This is a genomic window from Halioxenophilus aromaticivorans, assembly GCF_042850945.1.
Taxonomy (GTDB): domain Bacteria; phylum Pseudomonadota; class Gammaproteobacteria; order Pseudomonadales; family Cellvibrionaceae; genus Halioxenophilus; species Halioxenophilus aromaticivorans.
In genome coordinates, this window is sequence record NZ_AP031496.1 from 5,740,500 (window position 1) to 5,762,639 (window position 22,140).

Genomic DNA, 22,140 nt, shown 5'->3' on the forward strand with positions numbered 1-22,140 from the left:
ACGCTTGTATTCCGATTGCCAGAAAGGAGCCTTTGATAGTGCAATCGCCCAGACTATCCAGACAATTAAAGGCTCGACATTTTCCACCCCAACACTTACTCGTTGGCACCCAACCCGGGCCTTTGCCCGGCCCTGCCTCTGCTCGCTCAGCCCTTGCCAGTTGATTTATGATATATCGTATCATAAAGTGGCCACCCCACTATCAGCACACACCACCACGCGAACGAGAGATTCATACCATGACCAGGGATCACGGCCAGATAAAAACACTCACCCAATTCATCGCCCTTGCCAGCGGCTTAACCGCACTCTGCGCACCGGCAGTTGCCCAAAGCGAAAAAGACGCCTCGTTGGAAGAAGTCTTTGTTGTTGGCGAGCGCCGCGCCTACCAAGGTAATATCAGCCCCATGGAAGCACCGGCGGCGGACCAGCTAGTCGACCTAGAATTACTGCGCGATGTCGGCGCCATTAATTTGGATGAGGCGTTGGATTTGTCTGCTTCGGTAGCACGCCAGAATAACTTTGGCGGCCTTTGGAACAGCTTTTCTGTGCGTGGCTTTGCCGGCGACATCAACCTACCCAGCGGCTTTTTGGTCAATGGTTTTAACGCAGGCCGCGGCTTTGGCGGCCCACGGGATATGGCCGGTATTGAGTCGGTTGAAGTGTTAAAAGGCCCTCGTTCGGCCCTGTTTGGCCGAGGTGAACCCGGCGGAACCGTCAACCTGGTTACCAAGCGGCCCCGTTTTGAAACCCAAGGCGAAGTGCGAGCTACAGTTGGCCGTTGGAGCCAACACCGCATTGAAGGCGATGTGCAAACCGTACTTGGCGCTGGCGACAATGTGGGTGTGCGCGTGGTCGGGTTTTACGAAGACGCTGAGAGCTTCCGTGAAACCGTGGAAACCGAAAAACAAGGTTTTTACCCCTCGGTAACCTGGAAGGTTTCGGAGAATACCAGCCTCAGCTACGAGCTAGAATATACCAACCAAGAAATCCCCATGGACCGAGGTGTGGCCTACAGCGAAGAGTTTGGCTTTACTCCACGGGAGACCTTTGTAGGCGAGCCCAGCGATGGCCCCATTGAGACCGACGTTTTAGGCCACCAACTTGAGGCGCAACACAATTTCTCTGATACCTGGAGCCTGTTGGTTGGCATGGGCTACCGAGATACAGAATTTGCAGGCAACGCTTCAGAAACCAACTTCGCCGGCCGCCAAACCTACTTTGTGGATGGCCAGACCCTGTCTCGTTTTTTCCGTTATCGTGATTTCGACTCTGAATATTCTGTGCTGCGCGCGGAATTAGCCGGCGAGTTTGAAACCGGCACACTGCGACACCGCCTGTTGGTGGGTGCAGACTACGATAAATTCGAAAACAACATGTTGATACTGCGCTATCGCCCAGGCTATTTCGATGCCGCCACCACGGATGTCAGCAGCCTAGACCCAGCAGAGTATTTACTGTTAGATATTAATAATCCGGTGTACGGGCTGTACCCGCAGCCTGTGCCTGGCGCCAACACCAACCGCAGTGAAGTGCTTGAGGGTAACGGTGTTTATATTCAAGATCAGATCGACATCAGCGACGATTTTCAAATCCGGCTGGGCGGCCGCTACGATGATTTTGAGCAAGATCTCACCAACAACCTGGCAGACCCAGTAACCACCACAAGCTCATCCGAGACACGGTTTTCGCCGCAGGTGGGCGCGGTGTATTTGGTTAACGATGGCTTGAGTGTTTACGCCTCCTACGGCGAAGGATTCCGCCAGCAGACTGGCTCCAACTACCTGGGCAATCAGTTCGACCCTAACATTACCGAATCCGCCGAAATTGGTTTGAAATTAGATTTAGGCAACTTTAATGAGGCCGTTGCCGGCACGGTAATGCTGACGTTATTCCAAGTTTATCAAAGCAATATTTTGGTGAACGACGACCGACCAGAGGCAACCGCAGTGGGCTGGTTCTCTCGCTCCGCAGGCGAGGCTCGCAGTCAAGGGTTGGAGTTTGACGCTAACTTAGAATTCGTCGGCGACCTTAGCCTTTGGTTATCCTACGCCTATACTGACGCGACTTTTACCAACAGCAACCCGGATAACGATTGGGGCTCTACCATTGAAAAGGGTGACCCGCTGATTAACTCACCGGAAAACCAAGCCAGCCTGCACATCAGCAAAGGGCTGACCTTAGGTGGCATGCCTGCCAAAATTGGTGGTGGCGTACAGTACACCGATGAACGCCTGGGTTGGACGGCCTTCGATTTTTACCTACCCAGCTACACCACCGCACGCTTTTTTGCCCAACTGGAGCCGGTGCAAGGTTTAGTGGTACGAGCGGATTTGGATAACGCCTTCGAAAAAACCTACTACACCAACTCTTACTCGGATGTGTGGGTGCAACCGGGCAGCCCGAGACGCTACCGCGTAACGGCTTCGTATTCTTTTTAAACCGTAATTAAAAAAAGAAACCACAACGTCGATGGTTAGCGCCATCGACGTTGCGGCGGTTACCCAATTGCGGGTCATCAGTTGGCTATTTCTCCGCGTTCTAACTCAAACAACGATTGCAAAATGCTCTGCCATTGTTCGTATTTTGCATCCAGGTCGCCACTGAGCGTGACCAAAGAATCGTTTACCTCCAACACCGTAGGCAACACTTCGTTATTAAACCCTTGGGACAATTCGTTAATGTATTGCTCTTGGGTTCTAAACCACACGTAGTCGCCGTAAACGTGTTTCATGGAAGGCAAGGTGCCGCGTTGAAACGGATATTTTTGATCCTTTGCGGCGGCTTCTTCTTGCCGTAAATAGATGGCCATTTCTCGCCGGTATTGCCGCCACAAAGTGTATTTGTTTTTCATTTGGGTAAATAAACGCTGATACTGATCGTTTTCAGTATCGATAAATAAATATTCGTACTGGCGTATTTTTAACACCCGTTGCAGCATTGGGTCTTGTTTCGAGGGCAGCCGCGTAAGTTGTAGCAGGCCGGACTCATCCTGGGTTAAATATTCGGTGAAGGTGGCCGGCGACAGGCGCGCGCCGTAGCGCAGCACCGCTATTTCGTTGATGGCCTGTATTTGTGCCGCACTGAGCGTGGCTTTTACGTTTTGCAAATCCGCCGCGATTCGATTAAACAAACCCTGAAACGGATCTTGTTTGGTTTGTTCATAATTTTCTTCCACCGCCATGGCGGAATACTGCTGGTTGAGCCATTCGCGGTTGGTGCTGTCCACCGCGCGAATGGTTAACCGAAGGTATTCTCCATCGGATTGTTCGATGACGCCGGTAATTAATAATGGCGAGAATTCCGTTTCTGTGACGTTGTGAGCCAGGCCTGCCGGCGAATTTTGCGGTGCTTGGTTGCCGGCCATGGCTCGCACCCGGACCACGCCCCATTCGCCGCGGGCGTTCAGCGTTTGCAATAGTACAAACGGCAAATAGCGAGATTCGGCTTGGCGCACCAGGGGCTGAATACCCGCGCTTCGATGCTTGGCGGCGTCTTTGGGCACGTTGGGGTCGAATAGGCCGATGTCTACATCCAGTAGCGGTGTGTTATCCGGCTGGCTGGTTTGGCCGTAGGCATTGTTTATCGGCAACAACACCAAACCCAGCAACTGAAAACCGAGTAAAAGCCAAAAAGCCCTGGGCCGAGGGGCGGGTGCAACGGGGAATCTAAATATCTTCTTCATCTGGGGCAGATCTCTTTGTACACACTTTGCCTTTGGTTAAGGTCTGCACACATTGGTAGGGGTTGGGCACGCCTTCAAATCGGCGGTAGGCGCGGCTGAGCGAGAAGGGTTCTGCGGCTTTATCGTAATACAGCGTGGTGGTGACCTTCATGTGTTCGCCGGTACTCAGCAAAGAGAACCGATGCAACAGCGTCAGGCCCTCCGGCAGGCTCAGCTGGAACACCAACTCGTCGCCATCCCAGCCACAGCGCTCTTGGCCAAAGTTGTTATCAAAGGTTTGCGGCTTTTCTTCACCGTATTCGCAATCCAATGAGAAAGTCTCTTCCCGCTCTATATGAATCGCGTTATAAGTTTGGTCCACGCTCATCACCACGATGCGAGACACCTCATCCACAAATTGCGCCATGGCTAATACAGTCTCGGCCCGGGCAGACAAACCACGGCCACCGCCGGTGCCCACGCTCAACCGACCATCGGCCCGCACGCTGGCGCCGCCCTGGCGTTCGGCCTCTTTGCGCAGGCGATAGAAGTTGTTCTCCAACCGCTCCTGCACGCCGTCTTTAAGGCTGTAGTCCAACTCCCAATGACCAGAGAAATCCACCCGTTTGATGGGTTGGGCGGGCTGGGGCTGTGTTGGGTTTTGACCACATGCGCTAACCAATAGAGCCATTAAGGTGAGGGTGATGTATCTGAATATGCGCATAGTGTGAGTGACTGCGATGGCTAGAGCCGCGCCTGTTGTCGCCGATTCCTTAGAAGTGGTATTGGATGGTATAACGAGCGTTGGGTTCAATCAAAAATAGCCGCCTACTCTAACCTGTACTCGAGCTTTGTTCTGACTAGGCCCCAAGTAACCTATCTTCCAGTGACACCACGGAGCAAAATGGCATACCCTAGGTTTAAGTATTTGGCCCGACAGTACTGACGGAGCCGCTACGCAATAGCATAAACTTAGCTTATATTTCGATTTTCTCATTGACCAAATTTTGTATACTTCGAAATAATAGAGCAGCCCCACCCCCTAACCTTAAGCATCGCATTCGCTATCAACATTCTGGATTTCCCGTTACATGGTAAGCACAAAAACAAGCGAGAGTTATAGTCATGGTCGACAAAGTTAGCGCGTACCTGGCGGTACACGGTAGTATTTATGAAAACATTCGCTTTGCAGATACCAAAGCAACCGCAATAACAGCTGTTAATCTCGCGGTAGTGGGTGGGTTGTACTCACTGGATATATTCAACAACTTAGCAATCGTTTCTTTTTCCATCGCTTGCGCTGCTTTTTTTGCTCTAGCCCTATCAATTATCTTTTCTATGTGCGTAATCCGGCCTAGAGGCAACACCACCGCCAACACGGCGGTGGGCCAATTGACTGACCCCAATAAAATCAAGGCCATCTCCTACGAGAGTTTTCGCAAACGTATGGAGCAAGCGAATGAATATGAAATAATAAATCATATTGGCATTCTCATTTATGACAGAAGCGTTACCAACGATAGAAAGTACCGCTGGCTGTCCTGTCAAATATTGAGCAGCTTCGCCGGCTGGGCGCTGTCTTTAACCAGCATACTTGTGAAGTTACTTAACTAGCGATGCGCGCCTACTAGCAATAGAGAAACGGTTTAACGTTGTACTAATTGGCATCACAATAACACTGCGTATGAAGCGAGGCGGCAATGGATCAACAAGAAGAATTAAATAAGCTGCGTGAAGAGGTATCCGATCTTAAACAGAAACTAAAAGATGCAAACAAAAAGAAACCCTTCTGGGACTTCTCAAGTGGAAAGGATTGGATAACGCTTCTCAGTTTACCAATGGCTGTCATTTTAGGGCTTTATTCGTTTTACGACAATGTCTGGCTGCGTTTTCGCGGGCACGACGCTGAAACCGTGAGCCAGGTTATCGATGGCTTGGCCCAGCTACAGGCTCTGGATCAATCGACCTTTGTAAAACAAGCCGACGGAGACTCCGCTGGTGCCGGCGCAATAGATGCAGCACAAAAAGGCCAACGAGAGAGATTAACAGCGCGGGCATTTGCCTACTGGCAGCGTAGCCCAGAGTTTTTCCAACGCGGCGAGTTAGATACCCTAGCCCATCATTTAATTCTGCAAAGGCGAACAAAAGACGCCATTCAAATTTTGGATTCCCTATCAATGCAAGCCAATGGCGCCTACGACAAAACCGATTTATGGCTCAAAAAAGCAAGAGCCTATGGCGCCGAAGGAGATGCATTTGATCTATTTTTAGCGCGCTCCTCTTTGGATCGCGCTCTAATGCAGGCAGAATCCATTAACGCCCGAGGCACACGTAACTCAGCAATAACTAACATCACGTTTTACCGTGTTTTTATGGAACTACAGAACGAACAAGATTGTAAATACATAACACCTTATATCACGCCACTTGCGGAACTCAATGCAAGCGGCACGGATGCGCAGAGTAGCATTGATGAACAAATAGCGCAGTTAGTGGACATCCATAACCATCGATGTCGTGATGAGTGAGCCTTTGTTGTTTAATCTCTCAGCGCCGCTTAGCCAAACATCGTGCTATACGCTACATTTATTTTCTGTGGTTGGCATACAAATTCAACACAAACTGCCCAGCCGGCCGTGCCCGATAGTCATTAACCACACATTGCATGGCCTGGGGTAATTCCTCCAGTGCAGGCATGGTGGCGGGGCATTGCGGTGGTAATAAAATAGGCGCAGCCAAAGCGGCAAAGGTGATGTCCGCTGCGCTAAGGGCATCACCTACTAAAAATTCTCTGCCGTCAGCAATGATGGTTTCTACTTTATTAAAAACGCTGTCCACTTGGGCTAATGCCTCATCGGTGGCGCTTTCATCGGCGCGGTACATTTTGCGAATTAATTTTTGCGCCCTGGGGATTATAAACGGCACCACCAAGCCCTGCCAAAAAGGCACCTTAGTGCTCCATATTTTACGCAGTAATTTTGGCTCGCTAAGCAGTAGCGAATACGCCCAACGGCGCACGCTGGTGCCCAGCTCGGCGTCGAAGAGCGCTTCCAGGGCGAGGATTTCTGCTCGTTGTTGTTCGTTGCTGGTGTACAGCGGTTGATTATCAGCAAGGCCATTCAGGTAGTTGAGAATATCCGATGAGTCTTGCATCGAATTACCAGCGTGTGCCAACACCGGCACGGTGGTGCCACCGTATTTGGCCGTGGCCTTGCGATGAAACGCCGGCGCGTAGGCGGCTTCTTTGTAGGGTATGGCTAGGTGGTCCAACGCCCAGCGTACTTTTTCGCAGTAGTGGCTTACCGGCAGGGTAATCAACGTAGCGGTTTCCATGGCATGTCCCCAAGTTCGTAGTCAAATTACGTTATCGCGCCACTGTAAGGGTTCTTTACCAGTGGGTCTATGGCGCGCGAGCAGAGTCATCCAAAGTGGGCTATTTTACTACTGTATCAGTTGGTTTTGTTACTAAGCGGCCTTCGCCGCCGTGCTATATTCCGCACATCTGGCCACGCGTGCGGCGCGTAAACCTACCGCTAACGTAGGCCTTGATAACCATCTTGATACTGAGCATCTTGATAAATAAAAGAGAGACGACATGGCCCTGCCCGAGATACTGAAAAACCGACTCCAGCTACCTCTGGTGGCTTCACCCATGTTTATCGTTTCCGGCACCGAATTGGTGATTGAGCAGTGCAAGGCCGGCGTGGTCGGGTCTTTCCCATCGCTCAACGCCCGTGGCGACGGAGAATTTGAACAGTGGCTGCAGCGCATCCAGGCCGCCCTGGCCGAACACGATGCCAGCCACCCTGAGCAACCCGCCGCGCCCTATGCGGTCAACCTAATCGTGCACCGTACCAATCATCGCCTAGAGGAAGACCTCGCCATTTGTGTGAAGTATAAGGTGCCCATTGTGATTACCTCGCTGGGCGCGCGCGAAGATGTTAACCAAGCCATTCACAGCTACGGCGGCATCGTACTGCACGATATTATCAACAACGAGTTTGCCCAAAAAGCGGTATCTAAGGGTGCGGATGGCATTATTGCGGTGGCCGCAGGCGCTGGTGGGCATGCCGGTACCTTATCGCCCATCGCTTTGGTGCAAGAGATTCGCACCTGGTTTGATGGCCCGCTGCTGCTCTCTGGCTGCATGTCTACCGGTGCCGGTATTCTTAGCGCACTGGCCATGGGTGCGGATTTGGCGTACATGGGTTCGGCGTTTATCGCCACCGACGAGGCTAACGCCGTGAGTGATTATAAAACCATGATCACCCAATCCGGCGCCAAGGATATTACTTACACCAGTGCGTTTTCCGGCGTGCACGGCAACTATTTGATTCCTTCCATTATCAACGCCGGGTTAGACCCAAACAATTTGCCCGAGGGCGACCCGGCGCAATTGGCCAAAATGAGCGACACCAATACGGAAGTAAAAGCCTGGAAGACCATTTGGGGTTGTGGCCAAGGCATTGGCCCGGTAACCGAAGTGGTACCTGCCAAACAACGCGTGGCCAATTTAATCGCTGAATTTGCCGCGGCTAAACAGGCGTTAAACGCCAAGCTTTAAATGTGCAATGGGCCAAGGCAAAAACCTTGGCCCGTTTTGAGTTGCTAGATTTTCTACTCCAAAAACGCACCATCCTCATACAAAATCGGTATCGCGCCGAAGCCGCTTCTGGAAATACGTAACCCCTGCACAAACACAACATCGCCATCACCGCTTAGGGTAATTGCGATACCAGTGTTGCGCTCATCCACGGCAACAATATCCACGCCCTGTTCCAATACAATGGTGTCTTCATCGATATTAAAGTCGGCGATGGTGTCGCGCTCTGTAACGCCGTTGTTAGCCGTACTGCCAAACAAGAAATAATCACCGCCGCCCTCACCGAAAATTCCGTCGGCGCCGGCCAAGCCATCGATGGCGTCCGCATCGTCCGTACCGAGCAGGCGATCGTTACCAGAGGTGCCTAACACGCTGATTAAACCGTTGCCGGCAACAATGGGTTCGGGGATGGGCTCTGGCTCTGGTGCTGGCGGCTCTGGCTGAATATCGGTGATGGAAAATGCATCGCTTAAGCGAATAGTTTCATACTGGCCGGTGCTGGTAACGGATGTATTGCGGAAAATTACTCGGTCGCGGTCACTGCCTTGAAACTGCAACACAAAATTACCGTTGCGTGCCCGAGCAGAAAAAGTGCGCGCACCGTGGTCTATCACCAGCACGTCGCGGCCAGGTTCAAAATCCAAAATAATATCTCGGTTGCTCACGCCATCATTAACGTCGGCTCCCACCACAAAAAAGTCACCACCGTCGCCACCGGTCATGCGGTCTCGGGCACCGCCTTGACTTATAAACACATCCACGCCATCGGTACCCTGCAGACGGTCATTACCATCGGTGCCCAAAATAATATCGTCCTCGGTGGGGGCTGGGTCTGGCGCAGGTAAGTCCACTTCGGTAAAACCAAAATCAGACCAATTAAGCGCGTGATCAATAGCGTCCACCGCCACCACATCGACCACCTCATCAATGCTTCTGCCAGCTGCCGCCAGGTCGTCTTCGCTCAGCAAATAATATCGCACGCTCACACCAAAATTTAACACCACGGGGTCGTGCAACCCGCGTACATTTTGCAGTGGCTGGCCATTGTTAAAAAACACCACCAGCGAACGCTCCGTGGTATTGGCGTTAAAAAACTGAAACGGGTTGGTATTTATCGGATTGGTAGACAGGGCGATAACCGCTTCGTCGGCATTATTGCCACGAATTAAATCCGCGTCCAATAACACGCCATCGGCAACACCGCTGTCGGTGAGCTCTGCGCCAAGAAACGATTGGAAGAAATACTTGCCTCTAAATTCGGTATCACTTTGCGCCTGGGCAGTGGTGGCCAAGCCGCCTATCGCCATGGCCATTGAAATAGCAGCTGCGATTTTTTTTACGGTTTTCATAGTATTGCCTTTTAGCCTGTGGGCCAGCGCCCGGGCTATTGTGGGCTGTATTCTGGCGCCGGTAATTAATTAAAGAATCGCTTGCTCTCTATGGGTTGAGTGCGCACGCAGCTTAAAGCAGGGTTAGGGGCGAGGTTTCCCGAAATTTACACGTAAATGTACATTTGAGTTTGGATTTCTAAATGAAACCAATAGCAGGCCGCTATGGCATTCGGCTAACGTGGGTAATGCATGGGCCAGCGATTGATATAGACAGGCGTTAAAAAGGGCAGTCAGGCCGTAAACCAAACGGCGGCGGGGCGCGTCCTACGGACTCGTGATGAAGCTATACCGATGAAAATTCATTTAACTATCCAACTACCGAGGACTCCATGTTGTTAAAAACACCACTGGTGGCGATAACCGCAGCCGTTTTACTGCAAGGGTGCATTATTGTGGATGGCGACCACAGTTGGCACGACGACTCAGGCTGGAAGAAGCAACAGGCCCGAAATGTCGAAAATATTGGCCTGCTGGAACTCAACAGCTCCCGGGCTCAGGTGATGGACATTATGGGCCGGCCGGATTTTACCGAGGCATTTACGCGCGGCGACAAAGACTTTTACGTACTCTACTACCGCACCCATCGCCACAAATCCGATGGCGAAACCAGCAAGAGTGAAACCACACCATTGGTATTTGAGGATGGGCGCTTGATTGGTTGGGGGGATGAAGCCATGCAGTCGGCTATTGTTTATTGACGGCAAGAGTTGTCTTTCCAGCCCCACGTTCGACACCGGAGTTATTAACCGATAATAGTGACTCGGCTGTTCGTATATTAGCACCTTACTTGCAAAATCAATATAATAGACGACAATTGTGGTTGGCTAATCGCCTGGGAGGGGCTTGCCTGGGATCATCCCAAACAAGTCCGATCATAAAAATCATAGATAGGGATTATTAAATGAACTTTCGCCCCGCTGCCATCATCTCATTGTCGTTTATGCTTTTTGGTCTATTGAGTGGGTGCGCCACCCAAGTTACAGAAACCCCCGCTAAACCAATGCGTTCTTCCGTACCCTTTAGCGAGTTTGAAAACGTCGTTTTAGTTGAGGCGGAGCTAGCACCACCCTATACCGGCCAAGGCGCCAATGAGAAGGCCGCTAAAAAAATTAACGAAGTACTGCTGGCCCAAGTAACACAGCAGTTGAATAATGTTAAGGCTGTGTCACTGGCTGATTTTGCATCGAACAGTTACGACAAAACCAGCACCCCCAAAACAACGTTAATCATCAAACCACTGATTAAACAAATCAAATTTATTGGTGGCGCGGCACGTTTCTGGGGAGGCGCCATGGCGGGTAGCTCTGTAGTCGTAATGGATACTATCTTTATTGATGCGGCCACCGGCGAACAGATAGGCGTCTATGGCAATTATCGCAAGGCCGGTGCCTACACGGATGCCTTTGGGATCCAATCAAACGTTATGTTACACAATGCTGCTGAAGACGTAGGCATGTATATTTCCGCCAATCTTTAGGCTCTGCCCCAACAACAGCCAATATCACTCTACGGTATTGGCTGTCTTTCTTCCTCCATATTGCCTTTCCTTTCGTGGTCGTTTTTAATCTCTGTTCTAGATAACGTGAGTACACCAGGATGGATAGTTTCTTACAAGCCGCCTTAGATGAAGCCCGGGCCGGATTGGCCGAGGGCGGAATCCCAATTGGGTCCGTGCTGGTTTTAGATGGCAGGATAATTGGCCGCGGCCATAATCGCAGAATTCAACAGGGCAGTGCGGTATTGCACGCGGAGATGGACTGCTTTGAAAACGCCGGCAGGCTTAGTGCTGCACAATATCAACGCTGTATTCTTTACTCCACTCTGTCACCCTGCGACATGTGCAGCGGCGCGTCACTTCTCTACAAGATCCCTAAAATCATCGTTGGCGATAACGTCAACTTTACGGGGCCAGAAGATTACATCCGCAGCCGAGGCATAGACGTAGTGGTTATTAACGATGCCGAATGCATCGCTTTAATGAGCGATTTTATCCAGTACAATGCCGCACTCTGGCACGAGGATATCGGAGAATAATAGCCAGCATTCGGCCGGTTTGACTTGCATCACGTTGACTGTGCATTAAACACGTATCATTCGAGTTTCTACATACCACACAGTGAGCGCCTGATGGACCAATACAAAAAAATGGCCGGCACAGCGGCGGTGTTTATTTTGGCCAACAAGCACGCTAATTCGCCGGTGGAGCGGGACGGTTTTCAGTGGAGCGCGCAGGAACTGCACCTCGACCAGCTGCCTGCGTCCCTCAACCGAGAGCAGGCTATCGCAACCAGCCTCGCCTTAGAGGGCTTAGAATCCTACAATCCACCGGCCCACGGCGATGTACGCTTTGTAACGGCGCTGAATGCTGACTTTGCCTATATAGATTCGACTAAGGGCTGGGTGGAACTGGACTAGGGTCTGTTTTCAACAATACAGGTTTCTGTTGGTTTACCAGCGTGGCACAGGGAATAACCAAGCAATTTAACGGTTTAACTCATTCAATTTACAGGCAACAAAATACGGTTTCTATCGTACCACCGCGCTAGAGCACGGATTTTCCACGCTATATAAGCGCTATCAGCCACCGCTTTGCATTGCTATTGATTTAGGGAAGCCACGTGTTTGGAGTATTGTTACTGACGCACATATTAGCCGCCACCATTTGGACCGGTGGCCATATTATATTGGCGACCTTAATTTTACCCAAAGCCCTGAAGCAAAAATCGCCCGCGATCTTACTCGAATTTGAAGCTGGCTTTGAACGAGTCGGTATGCCTTCTTTGCTCATTCAAATTGCCACGGGATTAGCCATGGCCCATCGAGTACAACCCGATGTTACTCAGTGGTTCAACCTATCAAACCCATTAGCCCACCCGATTTTAGCCAAAATCATTTTGCTTACGTTCACTGTAATGTTCGCACTCCATGCCCGCTTCAGAGTCATTCCCCACTTATCACCCAGCACACTGCCTGTTATGGCTTGGCACATAGTTCCGGTAACGGTGATTTCTGTGTTGTTTGTGGCAGTTGGGGTTTCGTTTCGTACCGGCTGGCTTTATTAATTCGTTTTCGCCTCACCCTGCTCCTTCACACTTCAACGATATGGGTAACCGACAGAAGCTGCAATTGCAGTGAATGCGCGTGTTAATTAAGTTGCGTGGTTACCTACGGATTTAGTTTCTCGCCTTGGTATTGAAAAGTTAAATCGCCCACAGTGTGTGTAATAATGATTTGATGTGATCGCCTATTGTTGTGCAGTGCGTGTTGTGTAGCGGGGATCGCTTCAACGGTAATAAAGCCAGAGGTTATCAAGGAACTCAAGATGGCCATTGTTAATACAAAGTTATTTGCACCCAGGGCCAGTGTATCGGCGGTTGAGCGACCAGCGCTGGAAGCTGAACTAAACCGAGGATTAAACCTACCGTTTACCCTGGTATGCGCCCCGGCGGGCTTTGGTAAAAGCCAACTGCTTAGCACCTGGGCCCAGAGCGGCGCGTTGCAATTCGGCTGGCTACAGTTAGAAGCCAGCGACAGCGACCCCATTCGATTACTGCACTACCTCACCGCGGCTTTGCGCAGGGCACAGCCCGCTTCCATGACCACCACCTGGGGCTTATTGGAATCCGCCCAGAGCGGTACACAGGACGCAATTTCCCTATCTTTTTTAAACGACGCCTGCGATTTGCAAAGCGACCTAGCGCTGGTGTTGGACGACTTCCACACTCTGGATGACCCTGCCTGCGATGCGTTAATCGCCCAATTAATTGACTACGCGCCACCGCAATTGCATTGGTACATTGCCAGCCGCGAAGACCCCAACCTGCCACTGGCCAAGTGGCGCGCCGATGGCCATTTGGTTGAAGTGCGGGCCAATGATTTGATGTTTTCCGAGGCCGAGGCAGAAATCTTTTTCCGCCAATGCATGGGCTTGGCGCTACCCAGCGAAGCAAGCCAGGCGCTGTGCCGTCGCACCGAAGGCTGGGTTGCCGCACTGCAACTGGCGGGTTTATCACTTAAAAATAAAACCGACATCCAATCGCAGGTGGCCGCGTTTACCGGCTCTAACCGATTTGTGACCGATTATTTGATGACGGAGGTTTTGGCCAACCTGCCCAGCAGCACCAAAGCATTTATTGCCAGCACGGTGTATTTACCGCGATTTACCGTCGAATTGTGCAGTGCGGTGCTGGGCCATGAGGTGCCGCACCAATTGCTGCAGGAGTTAGAGCAAAACAACGGTTTTGTCATCGCTCTGGACGACCAACGCCACTGGTATCGCTATCACCACCTGTTTGCCGATGTCGTCGCCAATCAACACAGCCAATTGGGCTTAGATAAACACACCGTACTAGAGCGAGCCGCCCATTGGTTCCACCAAAACCAATTACCCCTAGAGGCTATTACCACGGCTCTGGCTTGCCACAGCCCAACGCTGTTGGCCGATCTGATAGAGCTCAATTGGCCGCAACTGCGCAGCCATCACAGTGAGGCGGATTTTTTATTGTGGATGCAACAACTGCCACAAAACGAGATTGAGCAGCGGCCGGTATTAGCGGCCCTTTACGGCCTGGCGTTGTTATCGGAAAACTTCCCTCTGGGCCAACAGTATTTGGCCGTGGCCGATGATGGCACCGCCAACCCAGTCATTGTTAACCCCACCGCACAGCAATCCGTGGCCGGTATTGTGGCCATTGGCCAGGCTTACATCAGTGGTGCCCAGGGCGATTTTGTGGCCACCATTGAACACACAGAAACTGCCATCGCCTGCTTGCCGCAACAAGATCACGTTTGGCAGGGGGCAGCCCGTGCCATGCGCGGTATTCAGTATTGGTGTACCGGCCAGCTGGTCGATGCCGTGGCGACCTTGCGCCTGGCGTGCAAACACATGCTGGCCTCGGATGACGCCAGCGCGCAAATCTCCACCCGTTTTTTGTTGGCCTCTTGCCTGCGCACCCAAGGCCGACTCAACGAAGCCACGCAAGAAGTCAGTATTGGCTTGGCCCAACTGCAAAAGCTAAACGGTGTGTTTCCCCAGGGCAGCGTCGACTTGATGGTGTTGCGGGCGGAATGCCATATTGAGGCCAATGAATTGGATGCAGCAAGACAACTGCTGGAGCACGCCGAAAACCTGGGGTCAGCGGCGCAACTGGCCGAGAGCAGGCATCGCCTACCCATCGCCCGGGCCAGCCTCGCCCTTGCACAGGGCAATTATTCGGCAGCCATGGCCGAACTGAATCTGGCAGAGAACATAAAAAGCCACTCGCCGGTTATTGAATTCACCCCCATACCGGCACTCAAGGCACTGTTTGCACTGGCCCAAGGTAAGCTTACCGATGCCGAAGATTGGGCCGAAGCGCAATTAGCCGCAGTTGATTCGCTTAGCCCGCAAGACATCACCCAAGAGAGCGCCAGCAAACAGTGGGTAGTGGCGGTGTATTGTTTGCGGGTGGCCGGCGCTACAAGCAGCGGCCAAAATAACCAGCATTATTTAGCCACCGCCGAATCGCTGCTGGCCGCACTGACGCCCTGGTCCGAGCAACTGGGCAGCCACGAATTCTCCATTGACATAGCCCTGGCAAACGCCGAGCTTGCCTGGTTACAACAGCACAAAAAAGCGGCACTACAGCAATTAGAACGAGCCCTGTTTCTGGCCCAGGAGTACGGCTACCTGCGCGCACTATTATCAAGCCCGGTGGTGGTAAAGCTGTGGCCAGACGTCAATACCGGCCAACTGCAAGCCATCCACAATAAGCTCAGCGCCTTACTGTTTAGCCCCGTCGCCAGCGCGCCGGCTTTAGCCGAGCCCCTGAGCGATCGTGAACTGGACGTGTTACGCCAATTGGACAGCGCCCTAACCGGACCAGAAATCGCCGATACATTGTTTATTTCCCTCAATACTTTCCGCACCCACAGCAAAAATATCTACTGCAAATTGGGCGTCAACAGCCGCCGCTCAGCCGTTGCCGCAGCTCAAGCTTTAGGGTTGCTAAGTTAATACCCCCAAGTTATTTCCCCGCACGCCGGCCTCGACGGCTTCCTATAAAAAACTAATCACCATCAAAATCACATCATGATGTGATGTGGTGAGCCGGCCGGATTTCTACCATAGCCTCATTCAAAACAACACGAGGCAAGGTTATGAAATCTCACACAGCATTGATCACAACATCCGTTTTAGCCGCGGCTTTAATTGCCGCATCTGCCGGCGCCCAGGCCGAACAACGTCCGGTGCAAAGCCGATTGTTTTTGGGCACCAACAGTTTGGACTCCGACTGGGGCGTGCACGATGAGCAGGGCGTTATTGGGGTTATTACCGACATTAAAGCCAACAATTGGCCGGTGGCCATCGCCGCCGATGTGTTTGGGGCCGGTAACGAACACAAGCGCAGCGGCAACAAAAGCGAAGCCTATGTGGCCAGCGCACATTTAGGGCTACGGCTTAAGTGCGACGACCAAAGCAGCTGGCTACGCCCCTATGTGGGAGCCGGTATCGCCCTGGCCGAGGCCGAAACCAAACCCAATACCGATAACGACGGTGGCATTGGTTATTGGGTAGGCATTGGTGCGGATATTCCCTTGGGCGAGCGGTTATCCATAGGCGCGGATTTGCGCTATTGGGACGTTGACGTGGAGGTATCCAATTCTGCCTTAGAGGCTAGCAGTCTCAACGCCGGTGGCTCTCAGTTTGGCCTCACCTTGGGCTACTCATGGTAAGCCAACCGCTACAGGTGGAATTAATTTTTAACGCCCAACTGGCGGCCCACTGTCAGGGCTTATTGGCTGGGTTTGTTTGGACCTACCACGGTCAACAAACCCGAGCCCAAGGCAGTGTAGCCGACCAAGCAGCGCTGTTTGGCGTTTTAAAACTGATCCGCGATTTACATTTACCCTTGGTGGCGTTTCGAGTGCTCAACCAGTAGCCCGTCGCCACCGGTTCACATAAGGCAAACACAATGACCACACACAATCGATCTTTTGCACCAACATCAAAACAACCCATGGCCAAATTGTTACCCATCGCCGCCACCGTTTTACTTTGCGCCTGCGGAGGTGGTGGCGGTGGTAGCAATTCTTCCAACAGCAGCAACACTGGCAACACCCCAGATAACACCACAGGCAATAACGACAGCATAGCCGCACAATACCAAGGCACTTGGTTGGCCGAGGCCTACGGCAGCGCGTTTAAAATTGAAGACGACTCACTGGCACTGTACCGCTTTACCAATAACTATTGTTTTTTAGAAGAGCAGTTTAGCCAAATCGATAACGAAGACGTGCAGCGCGCGTTAAGAATTAATGACAGCGGCCAGATGGAGTGGTATTCACAAAACGGCGACGCCGATTTTGGCGCGCCATCTCATCCCTATAATGCGGCCAGTGATTTACCCGCGGCCTGCCTGGACGGTTTAGAACCGGTACTTGGCCAAGCCGGCTACGATAATAGTGCGGCCTATGTGTACGACGTATTTAGGGATATTTTTAGCCAGTACTTTGTGGACTTAGAAAAAGTCGGCGCTACTTGGCATTCCCTGGCCGACGAGCTTCGCTATCAACTGCCAGAAAGCGCCGACGATGACGGGTTGATTGCCGCCCTGGATGCCCTGTTGGCGCCCTTGGCCGACACCCACAACTACGTGGAACTGCCCAACGGCCAAAGCCTGCGCAGCTTTACCAAGCCCACACTGGACCAAGTGCTGATCAGCGAAGCATTACAGCTGCTGGGCATCACCACGCCGGTGAACGCCAATGACCTCACCAGCCAGCAAATCGACGATATCACCTATTATGTGGACTCGGAGCTAGAACTGATTGAGGCCATCACTTTGAATTACGCCGAGCAACCGGAGGACATTCAGCGCTCGGATAACGGCTTAGTGACGTGGTTTAGCAACCAGGGCATCGGCTATTTACACATTGCCGCCATGACAGGCTACGGCGATGACGACGCGGCAGAGCTGGATGACCTGGCCAGCACCGAAAGCGCCATCGATCATATCGACGCCATCATGGACCAAGCCCTCACCGATTTAGCCGATGTGAGCGCGTTGATTATCGATGTGCGCACCAATGGTGGCGGCAATGACTATATCAGCTTGGCCATCGCCAGCCGCTTCGCGCAACAGGATGTGCTCGCCTACCGCAAGCAAGCACGCCTGGGAAGTGCGCGCACCGAGCCCATGGATGTGGTCATCAGCCCCCGTGGTAACATGACCTATGCCGGCCCGGTATACCTATTGGTGTCGCCCAACACGGTGTCGGCTGCGGAAACCTTTACCTTGGCGATGTCAGCCATGAGCCAGGTCACCCTGGTAGGGGAAGCCACCCACGGCGCCTTTTCCGATGTGCTGGAATGGACTCTGCCCAACGGCCTGCATATTGGTTTATCCAACGAGTTTTACCTCACCCCCGAAGGTCAATGGCTGGAGGGCCAGGGCGTACCGGTAGATATTACGGTGCCAAGCTTCAGCCTAGAGGCCCGTGCCAACCATCAAGATGACGCCATAGAAGCCGTGCTGGAGCAGCTTTAACCGGACTATCCTGTCAGGTCTTTCTATCCAGCGAGCCACATCTGGCTCGCTGGTCAGCAATCCGTAACCGACCGTAAAAATCCCTCTTCTTATAGCGCCAAAAGGAGCTAATTGGCGTGCCAACCTTAGAAACTGTTCTATAGTTAATCGGGTATAGCGTTAATTTTGATCGAGTTGCGGCCCATCTTGGCCGTGTTCAGAGATTTTATATGGGTACACGAGCCAAGATACTGGGAATATATGGGCTACTGCTTGCCACCGGTATCGCCATTTCATCACAGATCTTTTTCTCGGGCCGGGCCATCCAAAAGACCACGGATGGCTTGCTTAGCTCGAACGTGCCCCTATTGGCCGACATCGGCGTTATTAAAAGCTCATTAATAGAATACGAGCGCAGCCAATACGAGTACTACGCCACCACCGACCGTAGCGCCATGCTGCGGCAACAGGCCTCCAGCTACCCCCGTTTAAAAGCGGCGCAAAAACACATTGCCACATTGATACCCAACGAGGCACGCATTGCGTTAGTGAGCAATCACATAGACTCCATGGTGGCACTAAGCACAGAGCTAGACGGCGTGTTATCACCGCGCCAAGTCGACTGGGATAAAGCACGCCACTTATTGGGAGACATCACCTCCGCTAACCAACGTGTATTACCGCTGCTGAATGATTTAGAGCGAGAATCCCAGGCGGCGCTGCTCGGCACCTCGGATTTGGTCAGTGCCAGCACCGGCGTTACCGCCAAAATGGTGTTTGCGTTTTGTTTTTTGGTGGTCATCGTCGCCGGCCTAGTGGGTTACTACCTAGAGCGCTTTATCCGGCTGGCGGCAGACCGGCGCTTTCTAGCCTATTACGACCCGCTCACCAGCCTGCCCAACCGGCAGCAATTTGAATCGGAAACCGAAGATCTAAGCCCAGTAAACGAAATCGGCATGCTGGGCTTATTTAAATTAGATCGGTTTAATTTGGTGACCGCAGGCCACGGCCTGGCGGTGGGTGATGCCATTATCCAAGCCACGGCGCTGCGCATCCAAAAACACCTACCCACCGGCGGCCAACTGTTCCGCTTCGAAGGTGCCACCTTTGCCGTGCTGCTGCCCTTTTTACCGCACAAAAGTTGGTTTGAAGAATTTATCCAAAGCTTTGAACAGCCGTTACAGGCGCAACACGCGGAATTTTATTTGTCTATCAGTGTGGGTTACTGCGTGGTACCCGACGATGGCGAAGACTACCACTCGCTCATGAAAAACGCTGATGCGTGTTTATCCCGCGTTAGCAGTGAGGGCGGCAATGCCTATCGCCGCTACACACCGGATTTATACCAGCTTGAACAAACCTGGTTCACCCTGGAAAACGAACTGCGCGAGGCCATCAACGACCATCAATTACAGTTGTATTATCAACCTCAGGTGGACGCCAAAAGCCTAGAAATTATCGGCATGGAGGCGTTGATCCGCTGGCACAGCCCAGAGCGTGGCATGGTATCGCCAGCCTCGTTTATTCCGCTGGCCGAGCAAACCGGTTTAATTGTGAAAATAGGCGATTGGGTACTGCGCGAGGCCTGTAAGCAAGCTTTGCTGTGGCATAAGGCGTTTGAGCAAGATTGCGTGGTGGCGGTAAACATTTCGCCCAAGCAATTTATTCACCCAGACTTTGTTGCATCGGTACGGCAAGCCCTACAAGAAACCCGTGTCCCCCCGCACTTAATTGAGCTGGAAATTACCGAGGGGGTGATGATGGAAAACACCGAACAGAGCATCGATATATTAAACCAGTTGAAAGGGTTGGGACTATTGCTCTCCATTGATGATTTTGGCACCGGGTATTCATCGCTGGTGTATTTAAAACGGTTTAACATCGACAAACTCAAAGTAGACCAAGCGTTTATTCGTAACCTGGGCACCGACCCGAAAGACGAAGCCATTGTCCGGACTATTATCGACATGGCTCAGAATTTAAATCTAAGCGTGATTGCCGAGGGCGTTGAAACTTTAGAGCAACAAGAAAAACTGCAAGTATTTGGCTGCAATGAGCTGCAGGGCTATTTAATTTCCAAACCCAAACCTGCCAACGAGTTAGTCCACTTTTTTAAACCCTTGGCAGGGCAACACCATGGCAAGGCCAGCCGCGCACAACCTAAAGAAAACTCAATACAAAACAAAAACACCGGTATAGCCGCAAAACCGTTCCAGCGAAAAGATTGCGGATAGCAAACCCTAGCGCTTTCGCCTTGCCAAAAATACATCCCCCGGTTTAAACAACCCAAGCCAAATTGTTGGATAGTAATTCACTCTATAAAATCCTGCGTTAAAAACTGCCACTCGATAACAATTTATCGCCGCTTTTTATTTTAGTGGTAATAATATGTGATACCTTCTGTGGAGCAATGGTGGACAAATGATATCAACTTGCTCGATTTATTTCGGTTCGCATCCAACTTCGTCCGGCGAATCGGTAGAGCCGGTGATTTAATAAAACGAGCCCGTGTTCCGCCAGAAAAATTAATCATAATAATTAGAGATAGCACAGGTGCAGCAAAACTCCCCTTCGGCCAAACAAGAGTGGCAAAATAATTGGACGCTGGTGCTGGCCGCCTCGCTCGGATTTTCTTTTTTTACGGTATTGTTGGCAGCCACCGGGCTGTTTATGGGGCCACTGGCCGAGGAGTTTGGCTGGAGCCGAACCTTACTCTCCTCCGGCCCCTCCATTGCCACCATTATGACGGCACTGCTAGGCCCGTTTTTAGGCATGTTAATTGACCGCTTTGGCACCCGCCGGGTGGCTTTGCCCGGTCTGCTGTTAACCACCGCCTCCATTGCTTCCTTCAGTTTGCTCAATGGCACCCAGGCCCAGTGGATTATGCTGTGGGTGATTTTTGGAGTGGTGTCGGTGACCATTAAGTCCACCGCTTGGACCACCGCCGTGGTAGGTGTGTTTCAAACCTCACGCGGGTTGGCTTTGGGTTTAACCTTAGCCGGCACCGCGGTAGCGCAAAGCGTGGTGCCGCCGCTGGGTAATTTTTTGGTCACCGAGTTTGGCTGGCGTGCCGGATTTGTGTGGCTCGCACTGGGTTGGGGTGGAATCACTTTTATTATGTGTGTGCTCTTTTTATACGACTTACGCGACCGCCAGCGCACCCAGGCCAAACAAACCTCTAGCCAGGCCAGTGCTTCTACCGCCTCTCAAACACCATTGCCAGGCCTAACCATCCCCCAAGCCTGGCGAGATTCCGCCCTGTGGCGGCTGGCCATTTCCAACTTTGTGGTCATGATGTTAACTATGGGCTTGTCGGTGCACTTGTTTCCGATTCTTACCGAGGCCGGCGTATCGCGCGCTAACGCCGCCTGGCTGGTGGGTTTGGCCGGTTTGGCAGGCATTGCCGGCAAGCTAATCACCGGTGTTCTATTGGATCGGTATCGGCCCAATTGGGTGGGTGGGCTCACCCTGGCCGCAGCCTCAGTGACCTTTGCTCTGCTACTGGACGGCATTCGCTCGCCGGGGCTCATCTTGTTTGCTCTGCTGGTAAACGGCTATGCAGCCGGCACCAAAACCCACATCACCGGCTTCCTTACCGCCAGCTACGCTGGCATGAAAAACTTCGGCACCATCTATGGGGTTATGGCCTCTCTGATGGCTCTGGCCGCGGGCATGGGGCCAATGCTAGCGGGTTTAATCTACGACGGTACGGGTGACTACCGCTGGTTTTTAATCGCCGGGGCAGTGGGATGTGCTTTGGGTGGGGTGTTGATTATGAGCATGCCGCGATACCCCGATTGGCAGCAAGCCGAAACGTCTGAACAGTAGATATATTGCTCAGCAGAATAACTAACCAAAGACTTGCTTAACCGGGGAAATAACCCGCATTTAGGTGCGGTTAGTTCCGCCGCACATTGGTGATATAAACGCCATATTTTCTGCTTTAGCGGCCATTTTACGGTTGGCGTTAACAAA

19 protein-coding genes are annotated in these 22,140 nt (G+C 52.1%); 15 read left to right on the forward strand and 4 right to left on the reverse strand.

Annotated features, from left to right (window positions below; all coding sequences use genetic code 11):
- The first annotated feature begins 239 nt into the window (after nucleotides 1–239).
- Complete coding sequence (locus tag ACGHM3_RS24480) at nucleotides 240–2,441, forward strand: TonB-dependent siderophore receptor (protein ID WP_345420654.1); 2,202 nt, start codon at nucleotides 240–242, stop codon at nucleotides 2,439–2,441.
- A gap of 77 nt (nucleotides 2,442–2,518) precedes the next feature.
- Here ACGHM3_RS24480 and ACGHM3_RS24485 read toward each other — a convergent pair whose 3' ends face one another.
- Complete coding sequence (locus tag ACGHM3_RS24485) at nucleotides 2,519–3,685, reverse strand: hypothetical protein (RefSeq protein ID WP_345420652.1); 1,167 nt, start codon at nucleotides 3,683–3,685, stop codon at nucleotides 2,519–2,521.
- The gene (locus ACGHM3_RS24490; protein ID WP_345420649.1) at nucleotides 3,669–4,388 is read right to left on the reverse strand and encodes a hypothetical protein; all 720 of its coding nucleotides are present in this window, start codon (nucleotides 4,386–4,388) and stop codon (nucleotides 3,669–3,671) included. Before ACGHM3_RS24490 ends, ACGHM3_RS24485 begins: the two co-directional genes overlap by 17 nt.
- A 401-nt stretch (nucleotides 4,389–4,789) precedes the next feature.
- On the opposite strand from ACGHM3_RS24490, the gene ACGHM3_RS24495 reads away from it, so the two are divergent.
- Entirely contained in the window at nucleotides 4,790–5,278 is a 489-nt protein-coding gene (locus ACGHM3_RS24495; protein ID WP_345420647.1) for a Pycsar system effector family protein, read from the forward strand.
- 86 nt (nucleotides 5,279–5,364) lie between these two features.
- On the forward strand, nucleotides 5,365–6,192 hold the full coding sequence (locus tag ACGHM3_RS24500; protein ID WP_345420645.1) for a hypothetical protein: 828 nt from the start codon (nucleotides 5,365–5,367) through the stop codon (nucleotides 6,190–6,192).
- Between the two features lie 58 nt (nucleotides 6,193–6,250).
- Here the strand turns inward: ACGHM3_RS24500 and ACGHM3_RS24505 are convergent, their stop codons facing one another.
- Nucleotides 6,251–6,997, reverse strand: coding sequence for a glutathione S-transferase (locus ACGHM3_RS24505; RefSeq protein ID WP_345420643.1), 747 nt, complete (start codon nucleotides 6,995–6,997; stop codon nucleotides 6,251–6,253).
- Nucleotides 6,998–7,259: 262 nt separating this feature from the next.
- Between ACGHM3_RS24505 and ACGHM3_RS24510 the strand changes: the two genes are divergently transcribed.
- Nucleotides 7,260–8,228 (forward strand): nitronate monooxygenase family protein, encoded by a 969-nt coding sequence (locus tag ACGHM3_RS24510; protein WP_345420640.1) that lies wholly within the window; start codon nucleotides 7,260–7,262, stop codon nucleotides 8,226–8,228.
- Between the two features lie 53 nt (nucleotides 8,229–8,281).
- Here ACGHM3_RS24510 and ACGHM3_RS24515 read toward each other — a convergent pair whose 3' ends face one another.
- Complete coding sequence (locus ACGHM3_RS24515) at nucleotides 8,282–9,616, reverse strand: hypothetical protein (protein ID WP_345420637.1); 1,335 nt, start codon at nucleotides 9,614–9,616, stop codon at nucleotides 8,282–8,284.
- Nucleotides 9,617–9,987: 371 nt separating this feature from the next.
- On the opposite strand from ACGHM3_RS24515, the gene ACGHM3_RS24520 reads away from it, so the two are divergent.
- The 11 genes from ACGHM3_RS24520 (at nucleotide 9,988) to ACGHM3_RS24570 (ending at nucleotide 21,993) form a co-directional block, all read left to right on the forward strand.
- Nucleotides 9,988–10,356, forward strand: a complete 369-nt coding sequence (locus ACGHM3_RS24520) for a DUF3192 domain-containing protein (protein ID WP_345420634.1) — start codon at nucleotides 9,988–9,990, stop codon at nucleotides 10,354–10,356.
- A gap of 203 nt (nucleotides 10,357–10,559) precedes the next feature.
- Nucleotides 10,560–11,135 carry a hypothetical protein gene (locus ACGHM3_RS24525; RefSeq protein ID WP_345420631.1) on the forward strand — a complete coding sequence of 192 codons (576 nt, stop codon included), beginning with the start codon at nucleotides 10,560–10,562 and terminating at the stop codon, nucleotides 11,133–11,135.
- Nucleotides 11,136–11,254: 119 nt separating this feature from the next.
- On the forward strand, nucleotides 11,255–11,692 hold the full coding sequence (locus ACGHM3_RS24530) for a nucleoside deaminase (RefSeq protein WP_345420628.1): 438 nt from the start codon (nucleotides 11,255–11,257) through the stop codon (nucleotides 11,690–11,692).
- 93 nt (nucleotides 11,693–11,785) lie between these two features.
- Nucleotides 11,786–12,073: a hypothetical protein gene (locus ACGHM3_RS24535; RefSeq protein WP_345420625.1), complete on the forward strand. Its 288-nt coding sequence runs from the start codon at nucleotides 11,786–11,788 to the stop codon at nucleotides 12,071–12,073.
- A gap of 203 nt (nucleotides 12,074–12,276) precedes the next feature.
- The gene (locus ACGHM3_RS24540) at nucleotides 12,277–12,720 is read left to right on the forward strand and encodes a CopD family protein (protein ID WP_345420622.1); all 444 of its coding nucleotides are present in this window, start codon (nucleotides 12,277–12,279) and stop codon (nucleotides 12,718–12,720) included.
- 260 nt (nucleotides 12,721–12,980) lie between these two features.
- Complete coding sequence (locus ACGHM3_RS24545) at nucleotides 12,981–15,653, forward strand: LuxR C-terminal-related transcriptional regulator (protein ID WP_345420619.1); 2,673 nt, start codon at nucleotides 12,981–12,983, stop codon at nucleotides 15,651–15,653.
- Nucleotides 15,654–15,796: 143 nt separating this feature from the next.
- Nucleotides 15,797–16,372: an outer membrane beta-barrel protein gene (locus ACGHM3_RS24550; RefSeq protein WP_345420616.1), complete on the forward strand. Its 576-nt coding sequence runs from the start codon at nucleotides 15,797–15,799 to the stop codon at nucleotides 16,370–16,372.
- Nucleotides 16,366–16,578, forward strand: coding sequence for a hypothetical protein (locus ACGHM3_RS24555; protein ID WP_345420612.1), 213 nt, complete (start codon nucleotides 16,366–16,368; stop codon nucleotides 16,576–16,578). The genes ACGHM3_RS24550 and ACGHM3_RS24555 overlap by 7 nt, the downstream gene beginning before the upstream one ends.
- A gap of 33 nt (nucleotides 16,579–16,611) precedes the next feature.
- Entirely contained in the window at nucleotides 16,612–18,186 is a 1,575-nt protein-coding gene (locus ACGHM3_RS24560; protein WP_345420609.1) for a S41 family peptidase, read from the forward strand.
- Between the two features lie 209 nt (nucleotides 18,187–18,395).
- Nucleotides 18,396–20,399, forward strand: a complete 2,004-nt coding sequence (locus tag ACGHM3_RS24565) for an EAL domain-containing protein (protein ID WP_345420606.1) — start codon at nucleotides 18,396–18,398, stop codon at nucleotides 20,397–20,399.
- Between the two features lie 319 nt (nucleotides 20,400–20,718).
- Nucleotides 20,719–21,993 (forward strand): MFS transporter, encoded by a 1,275-nt coding sequence (locus ACGHM3_RS24570; protein WP_345420603.1) that lies wholly within the window; start codon nucleotides 20,719–20,721, stop codon nucleotides 21,991–21,993.
- Nucleotides 21,994–22,140: the final 147 nt, after the last annotated feature.